The sequence below is a fragment of the Haemophilus sp. HMSC071C11 genome, from assembly GCF_001837655.1.
GTDB classification, from domain to species: Bacteria; Pseudomonadota; Gammaproteobacteria; order Enterobacterales; family Pasteurellaceae; genus Haemophilus; species Haemophilus influenzae.
The window spans coordinates 1-14,838 of sequence record NZ_KV833440.1; the positions used below are offsets into that span (position 1 = coordinate 1).

15 protein-coding genes are annotated in these 14,838 nt (G+C 38.3%); 13 read left to right on the plus strand and 2 right to left on the minus strand.

Features of this window, described 5'->3' with window-relative positions; all coding sequences use genetic code 11:
• The 9 genes from HMPREF2644_RS06535 to HMPREF2644_RS06575 form a co-directional block, all read left to right on the plus strand.
• On the plus strand, positions 1–2,817 hold a 2,817-nt coding region (locus tag HMPREF2644_RS06535), incomplete at its 5' end, for a TonB-dependent hemoglobin/transferrin/lactoferrin family receptor (RefSeq protein ID WP_070828339.1).
• Positions 2,818–3,085: 268 nt separating this feature from the next.
• Positions 3,086–3,268 carry a shikimate 5-dehydrogenase gene (locus tag HMPREF2644_RS06540; RefSeq protein WP_005654546.1) on the plus strand — a complete coding sequence of 61 codons (183 nt, stop codon included), beginning with the start codon at positions 3,086–3,088 and terminating at the stop codon, positions 3,266–3,268.
• Positions 3,261–3,557 (plus strand): type II toxin-antitoxin system antitoxin ToxA, encoded by a 297-nt coding sequence (locus HMPREF2644_RS06545; RefSeq protein WP_061671753.1) that lies wholly within the window; start codon positions 3,261–3,263, stop codon positions 3,555–3,557. The genes HMPREF2644_RS06540 and HMPREF2644_RS06545 overlap by 8 nt, the downstream gene beginning before the upstream one ends.
• Positions 3,558–3,740: 183 nt before the next feature.
• Positions 3,741–5,657, plus strand: coding sequence for an ABC transporter ATP-binding protein (locus HMPREF2644_RS06550; protein ID WP_070828340.1), 1,917 nt, complete (start codon positions 3,741–3,743; stop codon positions 5,655–5,657).
• Between the two features lie 9 nt (positions 5,658–5,666).
• Positions 5,667–6,203, plus strand: a complete 537-nt coding sequence (locus tag HMPREF2644_RS06555; RefSeq protein WP_011272152.1) for a DNA topoisomerase family protein — start codon at positions 5,667–5,669, stop codon at positions 6,201–6,203.
• Between the two features lie 15 nt (positions 6,204–6,218).
• Positions 6,219–6,770: an L-threonylcarbamoyladenylate synthase type 1 TsaC gene (locus HMPREF2644_RS06560; protein WP_070828341.1), complete on the plus strand. Its 552-nt coding sequence runs from the start codon at positions 6,219–6,221 to the stop codon at positions 6,768–6,770.
• Between the two features lie 3 nt (positions 6,771–6,773).
• Positions 6,774–7,580 carry a shikimate dehydrogenase gene (aroE, locus tag HMPREF2644_RS06565; RefSeq protein WP_011272150.1) on the plus strand — a complete coding sequence of 269 codons (807 nt, stop codon included), beginning with the start codon at positions 6,774–6,776 and terminating at the stop codon, positions 7,578–7,580.
• An 11-nt stretch (positions 7,581–7,591) separates the two neighbouring features.
• Positions 7,592–8,344 (plus strand): DUF3800 domain-containing protein, encoded by a 753-nt coding sequence (locus HMPREF2644_RS06570; protein ID WP_011272149.1) that lies wholly within the window; start codon positions 7,592–7,594, stop codon positions 8,342–8,344.
• A 114-nt stretch (positions 8,345–8,458) separates the two neighbouring features.
• Entirely contained in the window at positions 8,459–9,022 is a 564-nt protein-coding gene (locus tag HMPREF2644_RS06575) for a DNA-3-methyladenine glycosylase I (protein WP_011272148.1), read from the plus strand.
• Here the strand turns inward: HMPREF2644_RS06575 and HMPREF2644_RS06580 are convergent.
• A complete protein-coding gene (locus HMPREF2644_RS06580; protein ID WP_011272147.1) occupies positions 9,019–9,783 on the minus strand; it encodes a glycosyltransferase family 2 protein in 765 nt (254 codons plus the stop codon). The genes HMPREF2644_RS06575 and HMPREF2644_RS06580 overlap by 4 nt on opposite strands.
• Before the next feature lie 62 nt (positions 9,784–9,845).
• Here HMPREF2644_RS06580 and waaA point away from each other — a divergent pair, with 62 nt between their 5' ends.
• From waaA to rep, 4 genes are read left to right on the plus strand one after another with little or no spacing between them, the layout of a single operon-like run.
• Entirely contained in the window at positions 9,846–11,129 is a 1,284-nt protein-coding gene (gene waaA / locus HMPREF2644_RS06585) for a lipid IV(A) 3-deoxy-D-manno-octulosonic acid transferase (protein WP_011272146.1), read from the plus strand.
• Positions 11,126–11,596, plus strand: a complete 471-nt coding sequence (gene coaD, locus HMPREF2644_RS06590; RefSeq protein WP_011272145.1) for a pantetheine-phosphate adenylyltransferase — start codon at positions 11,126–11,128, stop codon at positions 11,594–11,596. Before waaA ends, coaD begins: the two co-directional genes overlap by 4 nt.
• Positions 11,593–11,805, plus strand: coding sequence for a YceK/YidQ family lipoprotein (locus HMPREF2644_RS06595; protein WP_005654525.1), 213 nt, complete (start codon positions 11,593–11,595; stop codon positions 11,803–11,805). Before coaD ends, HMPREF2644_RS06595 begins: the two co-directional genes overlap by 4 nt.
• A 5-nt stretch (positions 11,806–11,810) precedes the next feature.
• Positions 11,811–13,826, plus strand: coding sequence for a DNA helicase Rep (gene rep, locus HMPREF2644_RS06600; protein WP_038440442.1), 2,016 nt, complete (start codon positions 11,811–11,813; stop codon positions 13,824–13,826).
• 98 nt (positions 13,827–13,924) lie between these two features.
• On the opposite strand, the gene yafC is transcribed toward rep, so the two are convergent.
• Positions 13,925–14,812, minus strand: coding sequence for a DNA-binding transcriptional regulator YafC (gene yafC, locus HMPREF2644_RS06605; RefSeq protein ID WP_005654520.1), 888 nt, complete (start codon positions 14,810–14,812; stop codon positions 13,925–13,927).
• Positions 14,813–14,838: the final 26 nt, after the last annotated feature.

A 14,838-nucleotide genomic window follows, 5' to 3' on the forward strand; every position in this document is an offset into this window, starting at 1 on the left:
AACCAAAATAGTAATGCTTCTGAACAACTAGAACAAATAAATGTTTCTGGCTCTACCGAAAATACTGATACGAAAGCTCCGCCAAAAATTGCCGAAACTGTAAAAACGGCTAAAACGCTAGAAAGAGAACAAGCAAACAACATTAAAGACATCGTTAAATACGAGACGGGCGTTACTGTTGTTGAAGCAGGAAGATTTGGACAAAGCGGTTTTGCGATTAGAGGGGTAGATGAAAATCGAGTAGCGATTAATATTGATGGATTACGTCAAGCTGAAACCTTATCTTCTCAAGGCTTTAAAGAGCTTTTTGAAGGTTATGGTAACTTCAATAACACGCGTAATGGTGCAGAAATTGAAACATTAAAAGAAGTAAATATCACAAAAGGTGCTGATTCTATTAAGAATGGTAGTGGTTCCTTAGGTGGTTCTGTAATTTATAAAACAAAAGATGCGAGGGATTATCTCCTTAACAAGGATTACTATGTAAGTTACAAAAAGGGATACGCTACGGAAAATAATCAATCATTCAATACCCTTACTCTTGCTGGACGTTATAAAAAGTTCGATGTGCTAGTGGTTACAACAAGAAGAAATGGACACGAACTTGAAAACTATGATTACAAAAATGCAGATAGCCTTACTCAAGGTAAAAAAAGAGAAAAAGCAGACCCATACAAAATTGAACAAGATAGTACATTATTAAAATTCTCTTTTAACCCTACAGAAAATCATCGTTTTACCCTTGCAGCAGATTTATATGAACATCGTTCTCGTGGGCAAGATTTATCCTATACATTAAAATATCTAAAAACTCTTGATTTACCCGAGGATGATTCTAGACACACCAATGATAAAACAAAGAGACGTAATATTTCATTTAGTTATGAAAATTTCTCTCAAACTCCATTTTGGGATACATTAAAACTCACTTATTCTGATCAACGTATTAAAACTCGTGCACGCACAGATGAGTATTGTGATGCTGGTGTAAGACATTGTGAAGGCACAGACAATCCTACGGGACTAAAATTAACAAATGGGAAAATAACACGTCGAGATGGATCAGAACTTGAATTTAAGAAAAAAGACGGTAGTGATTACTATGACTTCAATAAATTTATTGATACTGATAAGGAAGAAATAGAAGGTAAACTAACCCTAGGAAACGCCGATGACACTTGGTATGATTGTTCAAGATTTGATTGTGAAAATAAAACAAAAATGAAAGTTTTTGAAGGTAAAAATTATTATGGCTATGAAGGAAACTGGAAAGAATCTGAACTTGAAAAAGAAGAAATAAATGGCAAAATATTCGCTAGAATAAAGGATAGGAATAATAGGAAAATAAAATCTATTCTTCCCTATTCACCTGGTTATTTAGAACGCCTCTGGCAAGAGCGAGATTTAGACACCAACACCCAACAATTAAATTTAGATTTAACCAAAGACTTCAAAACTTGGCGTGTTGAACATAATCTACAATATGGTAGCTCATATAATACAACGATGAAGCGTATGGTTAATCGTGCTGGTAATGATGCCACTGATGTTCAGTGGTGGGCAACGCCTACACTTGGTAAAGGTCCTATATCTAATAAACCTCGCACTTGTGAAGATTCTTGGAAGGCTCACCTTTGCCCTCGAGTTGATCCTGAATTTTCTTACTTATTACCCATTAAAACAAAAGAAAAATCAGTCTATCTCTTTGATAATGTTGTTATAACTGATTATTTATCTTTTGATTTGGGGTATCGTTATGACAATATCCATTATCAACCAAAATATAAACACGGCGTTACACCGAAATTACCTGATGATATTGTGAAAGGATTGTTTATTCCATTAAAAGGAAGTCCAAGTACTGAGGAAGTTAAGAAAAATGTACAACAAAATATTGACTATATCGCTAAACAAAACAAAAAATATAAAGCACATTCTTATAGTTTTGCTTCAACGATTGATCCAACGAGTTTTCTTCGTTTACAACTAAAATATTCAAAAGGTTTTAGAGCACCAACTTCAGATGAAATGTATTTCACCTTTAAACACCCTGATTTCACTATTTTGCCAAATACTAATCTAAAACCAGAGATAGCAAAAACAAAAGAAATTGCTTTTACATTACATAATGATGATTGGGGTTTTATCTCCACAAGTCTATTTAAAACCAACTATAAAAACTTTATCGACCTAATATTTAAAGGAGAAAAAGATTTTGCAGTAGGCGGTAGTGGTGGAGGTCGCACATTACCATTTTCTCTTTATCAAAATATTAATAGAGATAGTGCGGTAGTAAAAGGAATAGAAATTAATTCAAAAGTATTCCTTGGTAAAATGGCAAAATTTATGGATGGATTTAACCTAAGCTATAAATATACCTATCAAAAAGGCAGAATAAATGGCAATATTCCTATGAATGCAATTCAGCCTAAAACAATGGTGTATGGCTTAGGCTATGATCACCCAAGCCAAAAATTTGGATTTAATTTCTACACTACCCACGTAGCAAGTAAAAATCCAGAAGATACTTATGATATTTATGCGAAAGATAAAAAACAAGCCAACACTAGCATAAAATGGCGCAGTAAATCTTATACTATTCTAGATTTAATTGGATATGTGCAACCAATTAAAAATTTAACCATAAGAGCTGGCGTATATAATCTTACAAACCGTAAATACATCACTTGGGATTCTGCGCGTTCAATTCGTTCATTTGGTACAAGTAATGTTATAGATCAAAAGACAGGTCAAGGCATTAACCGCTTCTACGCACCAGGTAGAAATTATAAGATGTCAGTTCAATTTGAATTCTAATCTGTCTAAAATCAAAAGTGCGGTAAATTTTTACCGCACTTTTTCTTGAGAAAGAATCTACCTTTTACTCTCTCTTTCAAAGCTAATATTCAAACATCGGCATTTGTGCAAAATCTCCTTGAAAATCAAGCTCTTTTTGCTGTTTTTGCGATCTCGATCGAAAGATTGAAATGACTATCTCGCCAAATTTTTAGTTTCTATTTATGCTTACACATTAAAAATTAATAACTTATTAGTTATTGAAATAAGTAAGTAAATAGGATAAATTATGTACGAGATTCTCTTTTACAGAGACCAAAATGACATTGAGCCAGTGAAAGAGTATCTGCTATCGCTGGCTCAAAATGAAAGCAAAGATAGTCGAATTAAACTGAATAAAATTCGAGATTATGTAATCCAAACAGCCCAACAACGCTTAAGTGAATTAAAAGAGAGATTGAAAAATGAATAAAATCAGCCCATTAGGTTCAAATTGGAATGAGTTTGAACAGCAAATTTTCAATGAAGAAGAAATCCGAGAAAGTAATTTGCGTGTAGCCTTAATTAAAGAATTGATTACTTCTCGTCAGCAACTTGGGATTTCCCAAAAACAACTTGAAACCTTAAGCGGTGTGAAGCAACCTATGATTGCACGCATTGAAAAAGGACAAACGAATCCTCAACTTGAAACGTTATTAAAATTGCTCGCTCCTTTAGGGAAAACCCTGTCGATTGTGCCTCTAAGGATAAAAAATGCCTAAGATATACCCATTGTTTTCATATTGACTTGTTATATTTTCATTAAGTTTTCTCAATAAATAGTTTTTATTGCACCTTATTATACGTGGCTTTTTTGACTAGAAAATCGATAAAATCGGAATAGACTGTTCCGAGAAAAGGAAAAATATTGCAAAATAGCCTCAAATTAAGACCTATGTAGAAAAATGATTATATTTAGTAACTTATCCTTAAAACGAGGGCAAACGGAGCTTCTCGAAAATGCTTCTGCTACCATTAATCCCAAGCAAAAAGTCGGTTTGGTGGGGAAGAATGGTTGTGGAAAATCTTCTCTTTTTGCCTTATTAAAAAAAGAATTAACGCCAGAGGGCGGAGAGGTAAATTATCCAGCAAATTGGCGGGTATCTTGGGTAAATCAAGAAACGCCAGCATTGGATATTTCAGCGATTGATTATGTAATTCAAGGGGATCGTGAATATTGCCGTTTGCAACAAGAGCTTGAACAAGCAAATGAACGCAATGACGGTAACGCCATTGCGCGTATTCACGGGCAATTAGAAACCTTGGATGCGTGGACAATTCAATCTCGAGCTGCTTCTTTATTGCATGGTTTAGGATTTAGCCAAGAAGAAACAACCCAGCCAGTGAAGGCCTTTTCAGGCGGTTGGCGGATGCGTTTGAATTTGGCGCAGGCATTGCTTTGTCCATCAGATTTATTGTTACTTGATGAACCAACCAACCATTTGGATTTGGATGCGGTTATTTGGTTAGAGCGTTGGCTAGTGCAATATCAAGGCACTTTGGTATTAATTTCTCACGACCGTGATTTTCTCGACCCGATTGTGACAAAAATCCTCCATATCGAAAATCAGAAGCTCAACGAATACACGGGCGATTATTCTTCCTTTGAGGTGCAACGAGCCACTAAATTGGCTCAACAAACAGCGATGTATCGTCAGCAACAACAAAAAATTTCCCATTTACAAAAATATATTGATCGCTTTAAAGCCAAAGCCACCAAAGCTAAACAAGCACAAAGCCGTATGAAAGCATTGGAAAGAATGGAGCTGATTGCGCCTGCTTATGTGGATAATCCTTTTACCTTTGAATTCCGTCCGCCGCAATCTTTGCCAAATCCCTTAGTGATGATTGAGCAGGCGAGTGCAGGTTATGGTTGCGGAGAAAGTGCGGTAGAAATTTTAAGTAAAATTAAACTGAATTTGGTGCCAGGTTCGCGGATTGGTTTGCTCGGTAAAAATGGTGCGGGAAAATCAACTTTGATTAAACTTTTAGCAGGAGAACTGACCGCACTTTCAGGCACAGTTCAGTTGGCAAAAGGCGTGCAACTTGGCTATTTTGCCCAACATCAATTAGATACTTTACGCGCAGATGAATCTGCCCTGTGGCATATGCAAAAACTCGCACCAGAACAAACGGAGCAACAAGTTCGCGATTATTTAGGCAGTTTTGCGTTCCACGGCGATAAAGTAAATCAAGCAGTGAAATCCTTTTCTGGAGGAGAAAAAGCTCGTTTGGTGTTGGCTTTGATTGTTTGGCAACGCCCGAATTTGCTATTACTCGATGAACCGACTAACCATTTGGATTTGGATATGCGTCAGGCATTAACGGAAGCGTTGGTGGATTACGAAGGTTCTTTGGTGGTGGTGTCTCACGATCGTCATTTATTACGCAATACCGTAGAAGAATTTTACTTAGTTCACGATAAAAAAGTGGAAGAATTTAAAGGCGATTTAGAAGACTATCAAAAATGGTTGAGTGAACAAAACAGTACGTCTGAAAATAAAGTCTCAGAAAAAGTAGGTGATAATGAAAATTCGGTTCAAAATCGTAAGGAACAAAAACGCCGTGAAGCAGAGTTACGCCAACAAACTGCACCATTACGTAAAAAAATCACGCAATTAGAAGAAAAAATGAATAAATTTTCTTCTGAGCTTGCGAACATAGAAAATCAACTGGCAGATACTGAATTATATAATGCGGAAAATAAAGAAAAATTGACCGCACTTTTGGCTCAACAAGTGGATGTGAAGAAAGCATTAGATGATGTAGAAACGGAATGGATGACTGCACAGGAAGAATTGGAAGAAATGCTTCAAGCGTAAGGATAGATTATGAATCAAAGCCTTTTTCATCATAGCAAACAACAGGAATATTGCCCTCAATGTGGTGCGCTTTTGCAAATTAAACAAGGCAAAAAAGGGCTGTTTTTAGGTTGCTCTGCTTATCCTGAATGTGATTATTTGCGTCCTTTGCAACGATCGGAGCATAAAGTATTAAAAACATTTGATGAAATTTGCCCGAAGTGCGGTAATTTATTGCAGTTGAAACAAGGCAGTTTTGGGATGTTTATTGGTTGTAGCCATTATCCTGAATGCGATTTTGTGGTGCGGGAAGAATCTGAATCTGAGGAAAAAATTACTTGTCCTGAATGTAAAACGGGGCATTTGATTTCTCGTCGTGGTCGCCAAGGAAAGATTTTTTACGGCTGTGATAATTTCCCTAAATGTAAATTTTCTTTGCCTGCCAAGCCTTATTCCGTGCCTTGCCCAACGTGCCATTTTCCTCTTTCTTTGTTAAAAAGCGAAAATGGGGAAAAACAAATTTTCCAGTGTGCAAATAAAACTTGCCGTCATATTTTTGAGCAATAAAAGTAAAAGAATGAAATGAATAGAGAACAAATCGCCGAAGCCCTTCGACAAAATCAAGTGGTTGCTTATCCCACTGAAGCTGTGTTTGGTTTGGGCTGTAATCCGCAAAGTGAAAGTGCGGTAAAAAAATTACTCTATTTAAAGCAACGTCCAGTGGAAAAAGGGCTGATTTTAGTCGCTCCTAGCTTGGATTTTTTCCGTCCTTTTGTCGATTTTGAGCAGATTAACGATGAACAGCTTTCTCATCTGCAAGGTAAATATGAACGTCCAACGACTTGGATTGTGCCAGCTAAATCCACCACCTCGCATTTTCTCACAGGAAAATTTGATAGCATTGCAATACGTTTGTGCGATCACCCATCTGTGAAAGCCTTATGTGAACTCACGGGTTTTGCATTAACTTCGACTAGCGCAAACCTAACAGGAGAGCCACCTTGCCGTACCGCCGATGAAGTGCGGTTACAATTCGGTGCAGATTTTCCTGTATTGGATGAAATTGTGGGAGATGCACGCAATCCATCTGAAATTCGAGACTTACGCACAAATCAACTTTTTAGACAGGGATAATTTATGGATCTTTATGCTGTATGGGGCAATCCGATTACGCAAAGTAAATCGCCATTAATTCAACGTCAGTTAGCCGCGCAAACCCATCAAACTATGGAATACATCGCAAAATTAGGCAATCTTGATTCTTTTGAACAACAGCTTTTGGCATTTTTTGAGGAGGGTGCGAAAGGTTGCAATATTACTTCGCCTTTTAAAGAACGTGCCTATCAACTGGCAGACGAATATAGCCAACGAGCAAAATTGGCGGAAGCCTGTAATACGCTAAAAAAACTCGATGATGGAAAACTTTATGCGGATAACACCGATGGGATTGGTTTAGTGACGGATTTGGAGCGTTTAAATTGGCTTCGTCCAAATCAACACGTATTAATCTTGGGGGCAGGCGGAGCAACAAAAGGCGTATTATTGCCACTTTTACAAGCTCAACAAAACATTGTGCTTGCTAACCGCACTTTTTCGAAAACCAAAGAATTAGCTGAAAGATTTCAGCCTTACGGCAATATTCAAGCTGTCTCTATGGATTCGATTCCACTACAAACCTATGATGTAGTGATTAATGCAACTTCCGCTGGATTAAGTGGTGGAACTGCTCCAGTTGATGTTGAAATTTTAAAATTAGGCTTAGCTTTTTACGATATGCAATATGCGAAAGGCACAGACACGCCATTTATCGCATTATGCAAAAGTTTAGGTTTAACCAATGTTAGCGATGGCTTTGGAATGTTAGTCGCGCAAGCAGCACATTCTTTCCATTTATGGCGAGGCGTAATGCCAGATTTTGTCGCGGTTTATGAGCAATTAAAATAAGGTAATTGGCAATGGAAAATAAATACAGCGATTTTATGGTGTATGTCGATGAAAGTGGAGATCACAGTTTACAGTCAATTGATAAAAACTATCCTGTGTTTGTACTTGCATTCTGTATTTTTTATAAAGACCATTATCGAAATAATATTGTTCCACAGATACAGAAGATAAAATTTGATTATTTTGGTCATGATATGGTGATATTGCATGAGCATGAAATCCGCAAAGAAAAAGGCGATTTTAATATTTTCACTTCTCGTGAACAGCGTGAAGGTTTTATGGAACGTATTTCATCTATTATTGAAAATACTAATTTTATTCTTGCTGCCTGTGTGATTGATAAGCGAAAAACGCCACAAAATGAAACAACACACCCTTATCATTTTTCACTCAAACATTGTTTAGAAACCCTATACGAATTTGTTTGTGAAAAGCATCAAGAAGATAAAATCACTTTTGTTGCCGTGGAAAGCCGTGGACGTAATGAGGATAGAGAGTTAGAGCTGGAATTTTTACGTATTTGTGATGGACAAAATAAATTTAAAAAGTCCTTGCCTTTTCAAGTAAAGATTGTGCCAAAACAAATTAATTCTGTGGGGTTGCAAGTTGCGGATTTAGTGGCAAGACCTATCGGGAGACATATTTTAGATAGTAATCAACCAAATCGAGCCTTTGAGATCCTTAAAAAGAAATTTTATTGTGAAGGTGGAAGAAAAATACTGGGGGAAAATTTTGATCAAAAAGGACTGAAACATTTCCCTTAGCCCTAAAAAGCGAAAAGCCTCAATGAAACTCACTGAAGCTATAACGCCGACCAAGCACCCTCGATCCACTTGGCTCGGAATATATCAAAATGTTTTATTTTGTCAAGTTTTAATATGCAACAAATAACCAGATGCCCTTGGGTTGGCGAACAACCTATTTATATTGATTATCATGACAAGGAATGGGGAAAGCCTGAATTCGACAGCCAAAAGCTATTTGAAAAAATTTGTTTGGAAGGGCAGCAAGCGGGACTTTCGTGGATTACGGTTTTGAAAAAACGTGAATCTTACCGTGCAGCCTTTCATCAATTTGATCCGAAAAAAATCGCAAAAATGACCGCACTTGATATTGATGCTTGCATGCAAAATTCAGGATTAATTCGCCATCGAGCCAAGTTAGAAGCCATTGTCAAAAATGCGAAAGCTTATTTGGCAATGGAAAAGTGCGGTGAAAATTTCAGTAATTTTATTTGGTCATTTGTGAATCATAAACCGATTGTCAATGATGTGCCTGATTTGCGATCTGTGCCAACTAAAACAGAAGTATCGAAAGCACTTTCTCAAGCCTTAAAAAAACGTGGTTTCGTCTTTGTTGGCGAAACCACGTGCTATGCGTTTATGCAATCTATGGGGCTGGTGGACGATCATTTAAATGATTGTCCTTGCAAAACTCGCTAGTGTTTATGCTGATCTCGCTCCCATAAATCGGCGTATTTTACAAAGGTTGAATGCGCTGATAACACCGCTAATAAAAATCCTTGTTTGCCATCTAAAAAACCCGCTTTTAACAAATACATCTTCACAAAACAACCAAGCGCGTGCGAAATTCCTTGCCAAAGTGTGGCTTTTTTTCCTTTAGCTTGGCGTTGGTCTGCCCAGGCTTTGGCATAACCTGCGGATTTCACTAGATAATGATGAATACTTTTATAAGTGAAATGCTCTAAATCCCCTGTCAATTTTTCTACTTTTGTGCCAGCTGGAAATTCCACTTTTTCATGTACAAGTGAATCATTATATTGCGCATAGTTTGTGCGATAGAGACGAACTACATAATCGGGATACCAGCCTGAATGGCGAATTTCACGCCCAAATACTTCACTCACTCGTGGAATTTCATAAACGGTATTTTCTCGATCATTTTTAACCGCACTTAAGATAGCCTGTTGTAACTTGGGCGTAACGCGTTCGTCAGCATCTAACCAGAGTACATAATCACTGGTTACATATTGTTGGGCTAATTGGCGTTGTTTACCAAATCCTTGCCAGTCGCTATTTTCATAGAATTTAGCCCCATAACTGAGCGCAATTTCTTTAGTGTTATCTGTGCTACCAGAATCTAGAATGATAATCTCATCCACCCAATCTTTTACGGTGTCTAAGCAATTGGCGAGGTCTTGTGCTTCATTTTTTACAATCATCGCAACGCTAATTGTAGGCATATTTTCAATCCTTTTTTTGCTATACTAGCCGAAATTTTTTCAAGTATAACCGAATTTCATTTATGTGGCGTTTTTTTTATACCAGCTTGCTTTTAATTTGCCAGCCGTTGATATTGTGTTTTATTGGCTTGCTCAGTGTTAAATCTCCACGTTATCGTCAGCGTTTGGCTGAACGTTATGGTTTTTATGGCAATGTGCCTTGTCCACCACCACAAGGAATCTTTATCCACGCAGCCTCCGTAGGGGAAGTGATTGCTGCGATACCGCTGGTTCGTCAATTGCAACAAGATTATCCGCATTTATCCATTACTTTTACGACTTTTACGCCAACAGGTTCAGAGCGCGTCAAAGCCACTTTTGGAGACAGCGTTTTTCATTATTATCTCCCCCTTGATTTACCTTTTTCGATCCATCGTTTTATTAATTTTGTACAACCTAAATTATGTATCGTGATGGAAACAGAACTTTGGCCTAATCTTATTCATCAATTATTTTTACGCAATATTCCATTTGTTATCGCTAATGCACGTTTATCTGCGCGTTCTGCACATCGTTACGGAAAAATAAAAGCGCACTTACAAACAATGTGGTCGCAAATTAGCTTGATTGCAGCGCAGGATAACATTAGTGGAAAACGCTATGCCACTTTGGGCTATCCAAAGGAAAAATTGAATATCACGGGCAATATTAAATATGATCTCAATACGAATGATGAACTATTACGTAAAATTGATTCATTGCGAACGCTTTGGAAACAAGATCGCCCAATATGGATTGCTGCCAGCACGCATAATGGAGAAGATGAAATCATTTTAAAATCTCACCGCGCTTTGTTAGCAAAATACCCAAATTTATTGTTATTGCTCGTTCCGCGCCATCCAGAGCGTTTTAATGTGGTGGCTGATTTACTTAAAAAGGAAAAATTTCAATTTATTCGTCGTTCCACAAATGAATTACCAAATGAAAATACCCAAGTGATTTTGGGCGATAGTATGGGCGAACTGATGTTGATGTATGGCATTTCCGATATTGCTTTTGTGGGTGGAAGCCTTGTGAAACACGGGGGGCATAATCCACTGGAACCTCTTGCGTTTAAAATGCCTGTAATTACTGGCAAGCATACTTTTAATTTTCCCGAGATATTTAGAATGTTGGTGGAAGTGCAAGGTGTGTTGGAAGTTAATTCAACCGCAGATTCCTTAGAACGCGCCGTAGAAGCCTTATTAAACTCAAAAGAAGCCCGCGAACGTTTAGGCAATGCTGGCTATGAAGTGCTGATGGAAAACCGAGGGGCATTACAGCGTTTGTTAGATTTATTAAAACCTTATTTGGAGCGCAATGTATGACGAGCGTGATTTATCCTGGTACTTTTGATCCGATTACGAACGGTCATTTAGACATTATTGAAAGAAGTGCGGTAATTTTTCCTCGTGTTTTAGTGGCGGTGGCGAATAGCCCAAGTAAAAAGCCACTATTTTCGTTGGAGGAACGCGTGGAGCTTGTTCGTCAATCTGTTGCACATTTATCCAATGTGGAGGTGTTTGGCTTTTCTGATTTGTTGGCAAATGTGATTAAACAGCACAATATTTCTGCCATTATTCGCGGCGTACGCACAACAACAGATTTTGAATATGAACTGCAATTGGCCGCCCTTAATCGTTTACTCACAAAAGGCGTAGATAGTCTGTTTTTCCCACCAGCAGAAAAATGGGCGTTTGTTTCTTCTACCATTGTGCGTGAAATTTATTTACATGGCGGAGATGTCGCTGAGCTAGTTCCTGAGCCTGTATTCAATGCGTTAAAAGCACGATGATAAAAACCTTTATTTTTTTAACCGCACTTATCGTTTTATCTGGTTGTGGTTCCGTGGTCAAACTTATCGATCCAACAGAAAAATATACCGCCTATGCAGGGGTTGCTTATGATCTTGAAATGGCGCAACAATGGGGATTGCCAATCTTAGATTTGCCTCTCTCATTTTTATTAGACACTGTATTACTGCCCTATGCGTGGGCTCAATAATTCTTATGAAACTCAATCCTCAACAACAACAAGCCGTTGAATATGTGACAGGCCCTTGCCTTGTGCTTGCTGGCGCTGGTTCAGGCAAAACTCGCGTAATCATTAATAAAATCGCCCATTTAATTGAAAAGTGCGGGTATTCTCCGAAACAAATTGCCGCCGTCACTTTTACGAATAAAGCCGCACGCGAGATGAAAGAGCGTGTGGCACATTCCATTGGCAAAGAACAATCCAAAGGATTGCTTGTTTCCACTTTTCATACGCTCGGTTTTGACATTATTAAGCGTGAATATAAAGCGTTGGGCTTTAAATCAAATATGACCTTGTTTGATGAGCACGATCAATTTGCGTTGTTAAAAGAGCTAACCGCTGATGTGTTAAAAGAAGATAAGGATTTATTGCGCGAGTTAATTTCAGTGATTTCTAACTGGAAGAACGATTTGATTTCGCCAAAACAGGCATTTGCCTTGGCACGTGATGCTAAATATCAAACTTTCGCAAAATGTTATGAGCGTTACGCCACACAAATTCGAGCTTACAACGCTCTCGATTTTGATGATTTGATTATGCTGCCGACATTATTGTTCAAGCAAAATGAAGAAGTGCGGTCAAAATGGCAGGCAAAAATTCGTTATTTGTTGGTGGATGAATATCAAGACACCAACACCAGTCAATATGAACTGATTAAACTTTTAGTGGGTGAGCGTGCTTGTTTCACTGTGGTGGGCGATGATGACCAATCTATTTATTCGTGGCGTGGCGCACGACCAGAAAATATGGTGCGTTTACGCGATGATTTTCCTCGTTTGAACGTGATTAAGCTAGAGCAAAATTACCGTTCAACCCAGCGTATTTTGCATTGTGCCAATATTTTGATTGATAACAATGAGCACGTGTTTGATAAGAAACTTTTTTCAACCATTGGTACAGGGGAAAAATTGCTTGTCATCGAAGCAAAAAATGAAGAACACGAAGCAGAGCGGATTGTCGCCGAGTTGATCGCCCATCGTTTTAGCCGTAAAACCAAATATAAAGATTATGCGATTTTGTATCGAGGCAATCATCAATCCCGATTACTCGAAAAAGTACTGATGCAAAACCGTATTCCTTACAAAATTTCGGGCGGTACTTCTTTTTTCTCTCGTGCAGAAATCAAAGATATGATGGCGTATTTGCGCTTGGTGGTAAATCAAGATGATGACGGAGCATTCCTGCGTATTGTGAATACACCGAAGCGTGAAATTGGCACCGCAACCTTACAAAAACTTGGAGAGTTGGCTCAAGAAAAACACATCAGTTTGTTTGATGCTATTTTTGAGTTTGAACTTATTCAACGCATTACACCAAAAGCCTATGATTCATTGCAAAAATTTGGCCGTTGGATTGTAGAACTTAATGATGAAATTCAACGTTCTGAACCAGAACGTGCGGTACGTTCTATGTTATCTGCGATTCATTATGAAGAATATTTGTACGAATACGCGACAAGCCCTAAAGCGGCAGAAATGCAAAGTAAGAATGTTGCCACGTTATTTGACTGGGTTGCGGATATGTTAAAAGGCGATGAAACCAATGAGCCGATGAACCTTAATCAAGTAGTAACTCACCTGACATTACGGGATATGTTAGAGCTAGGCGAAGACGATGACGACAGCGATCAAGTTCAACTGATGACATTACACGCATCTAAAGGATTAGAATTTCCTTATGTTTATTTGATTGGTATGGAAGAGGGCATTTTGCCTCACCAAACTAGCATTGATGAAGACAACGTGGAAGAAGAACGCCGCTTGGCTTATGTGGGGATCACAAGAGCGCAAAAAGAACTCACTTTTTCCTTATGTCGTGAGCGTCGTCAATATGGCGAATTAGTTCGCCCAGAACCAAGCCGATTTTTAGCTGAATTACCTAATGACGATGTGCTATGGGAACGCGATAAACCAAAATTCACCACCGAGCAAAAACAAGAAAAAACACAAAATCAACTAGATCGATTAAGGGCGATTTTGAAAGGAGGTTAGAAAATCTAGATTGTAATGAAAAGACAGCAGGACAAGTGCGGTCAGGTTTTAAAGTATTTTTGCAAATTGACTTTAAAATTCAATGCTATGAATTTTAATTATCCCCTTAGCTCTTCTACTAAAAAGTCTAAAAACACACGTAGGCGAAGGTTGACTGCTTTATCGCTGTAGTAAACAGCATTGAAGGGGAGCGTTTTATTGGCGGTTTGTTCAGTAAGTAAGGGAATTAATTTTCCTTCAGCGATGTCATTGTCTACCAAAAAATCTGATAAGCAAGCAATACCACAACCTGAAAGGCACAATGACCGTAAAATTTCACCGCTGCTGGCGGTAAAGTGCGGTGAGATTTTATAGGGATTTCCTTGAGCATCTAAAACTGTCCATGTATTTAGTGAACTAGGCTCAGTGAAGCCTAAACATTGATGGTTGGCAAGAGCTTCAGTTGATTGTGGCGTGCCGTGTTTTGCCAAGTAGTCTGGACTGGCGATTACGCGGAAGTGGCTATCAAATAGATGACGAGCACGCAGCCCAGAATCATCCAATTCTCCAGCTCGTAAGGCAATATCGACTTTGCGTTCTATCAGATTGATATAGCCTTCGGAAGAAACTAACGAAAGTTGGATATGCGGATAGCGTTCGTTGAATTTTGCTGCCAGTGGCACTAGCAGATGTAACACCATCGGCATGGCTGAATCTACGCGTAGTATGCCTTGTGGGACTTCGTGCACTGCCAACATTTCAGCTTCAGCTGCAGCCATATCTTGCAGAATTTTCTGTACGCGACGAAAATATTGTAAGCCTTCTTCTGTTAGTCTAAGCTGTCTAGTAGTGCGGTTGATTAGGTTCACACCCAATTTTTCTTCTAGCCTTTTCACCACACGACTTACCGCAGAATTTGCCATTGATAGCTGCTTGGCTGCACGGCTGAAACTGCCATTTTCGACTACTTGCACAAATACCGTTAATTCTTCAGAAGTTGTTTTCATTTTATTATTCCGCTTAGCGCAAAAGA

Excerpts from the sequence above, each read along its gene's own strand:
- HMPREF2644_RS06580 (WP_011272147.1), bottom strand. The coding sequence starts at position 9,783 with ATGCCTACAATTAGCGTTGCGATGATTGTAAAAAATGAAGCACAAGAC.
- aroE (WP_011272150.1), top strand. The coding sequence starts at position 6,774 with ATGGATCTTTATGCTGTATGGGGCAATCCGATTACGCAAAGTAAATCG.
- HMPREF2644_RS06560 (WP_070828341.1), top strand. The coding sequence starts at position 6,219 with ATGAATAGAGAACAAATCGCCGAAGCCCTTCGACAAAATCAAGTGGTT.
- rep (WP_038440442.1), top strand. The coding sequence starts at position 11,811 with ATGAAACTCAATCCTCAACAACAACAAGCCGTTGAATATGTGACAGGC.
- coaD (WP_011272145.1), top strand. The coding sequence starts at position 11,126 with ATGACGAGCGTGATTTATCCTGGTACTTTTGATCCGATTACGAACGGT.
- HMPREF2644_RS06575 (WP_011272148.1), top strand. The coding sequence starts at position 8,459 with ATGCAACAAATAACCAGATGCCCTTGGGTTGGCGAACAACCTATTTAT.
- HMPREF2644_RS06555 (WP_011272152.1), top strand. The coding sequence starts at position 5,667 with ATGAATCAAAGCCTTTTTCATCATAGCAAACAACAGGAATATTGCCCT.
- HMPREF2644_RS06545 (WP_061671753.1), top strand. The coding sequence starts at position 3,261 with ATGAATAAAATCAGCCCATTAGGTTCAAATTGGAATGAGTTTGAACAG.
- HMPREF2644_RS06550 (WP_070828340.1), top strand. The coding sequence starts at position 3,741 with ATGATTATATTTAGTAACTTATCCTTAAAACGAGGGCAAACGGAGCTT.
- HMPREF2644_RS06540 (WP_005654546.1), top strand. The coding sequence starts at position 3,086 with ATGTACGAGATTCTCTTTTACAGAGACCAAAATGACATTGAGCCAGTG.
- waaA (WP_011272146.1), top strand. The coding sequence starts at position 9,846 with ATGTGGCGTTTTTTTTATACCAGCTTGCTTTTAATTTGCCAGCCGTTG.
- HMPREF2644_RS06570 (WP_011272149.1), top strand. The coding sequence starts at position 7,592 with ATGGAAAATAAATACAGCGATTTTATGGTGTATGTCGATGAAAGTGGA.
- yafC (WP_005654520.1), bottom strand. The coding sequence starts at position 14,812 with ATGAAAACAACTTCTGAAGAATTAACGGTATTTGTGCAAGTAGTCGAA.
- HMPREF2644_RS06595 (WP_005654525.1), top strand. The coding sequence starts at position 11,593 with ATGATAAAAACCTTTATTTTTTTAACCGCACTTATCGTTTTATCTGGT.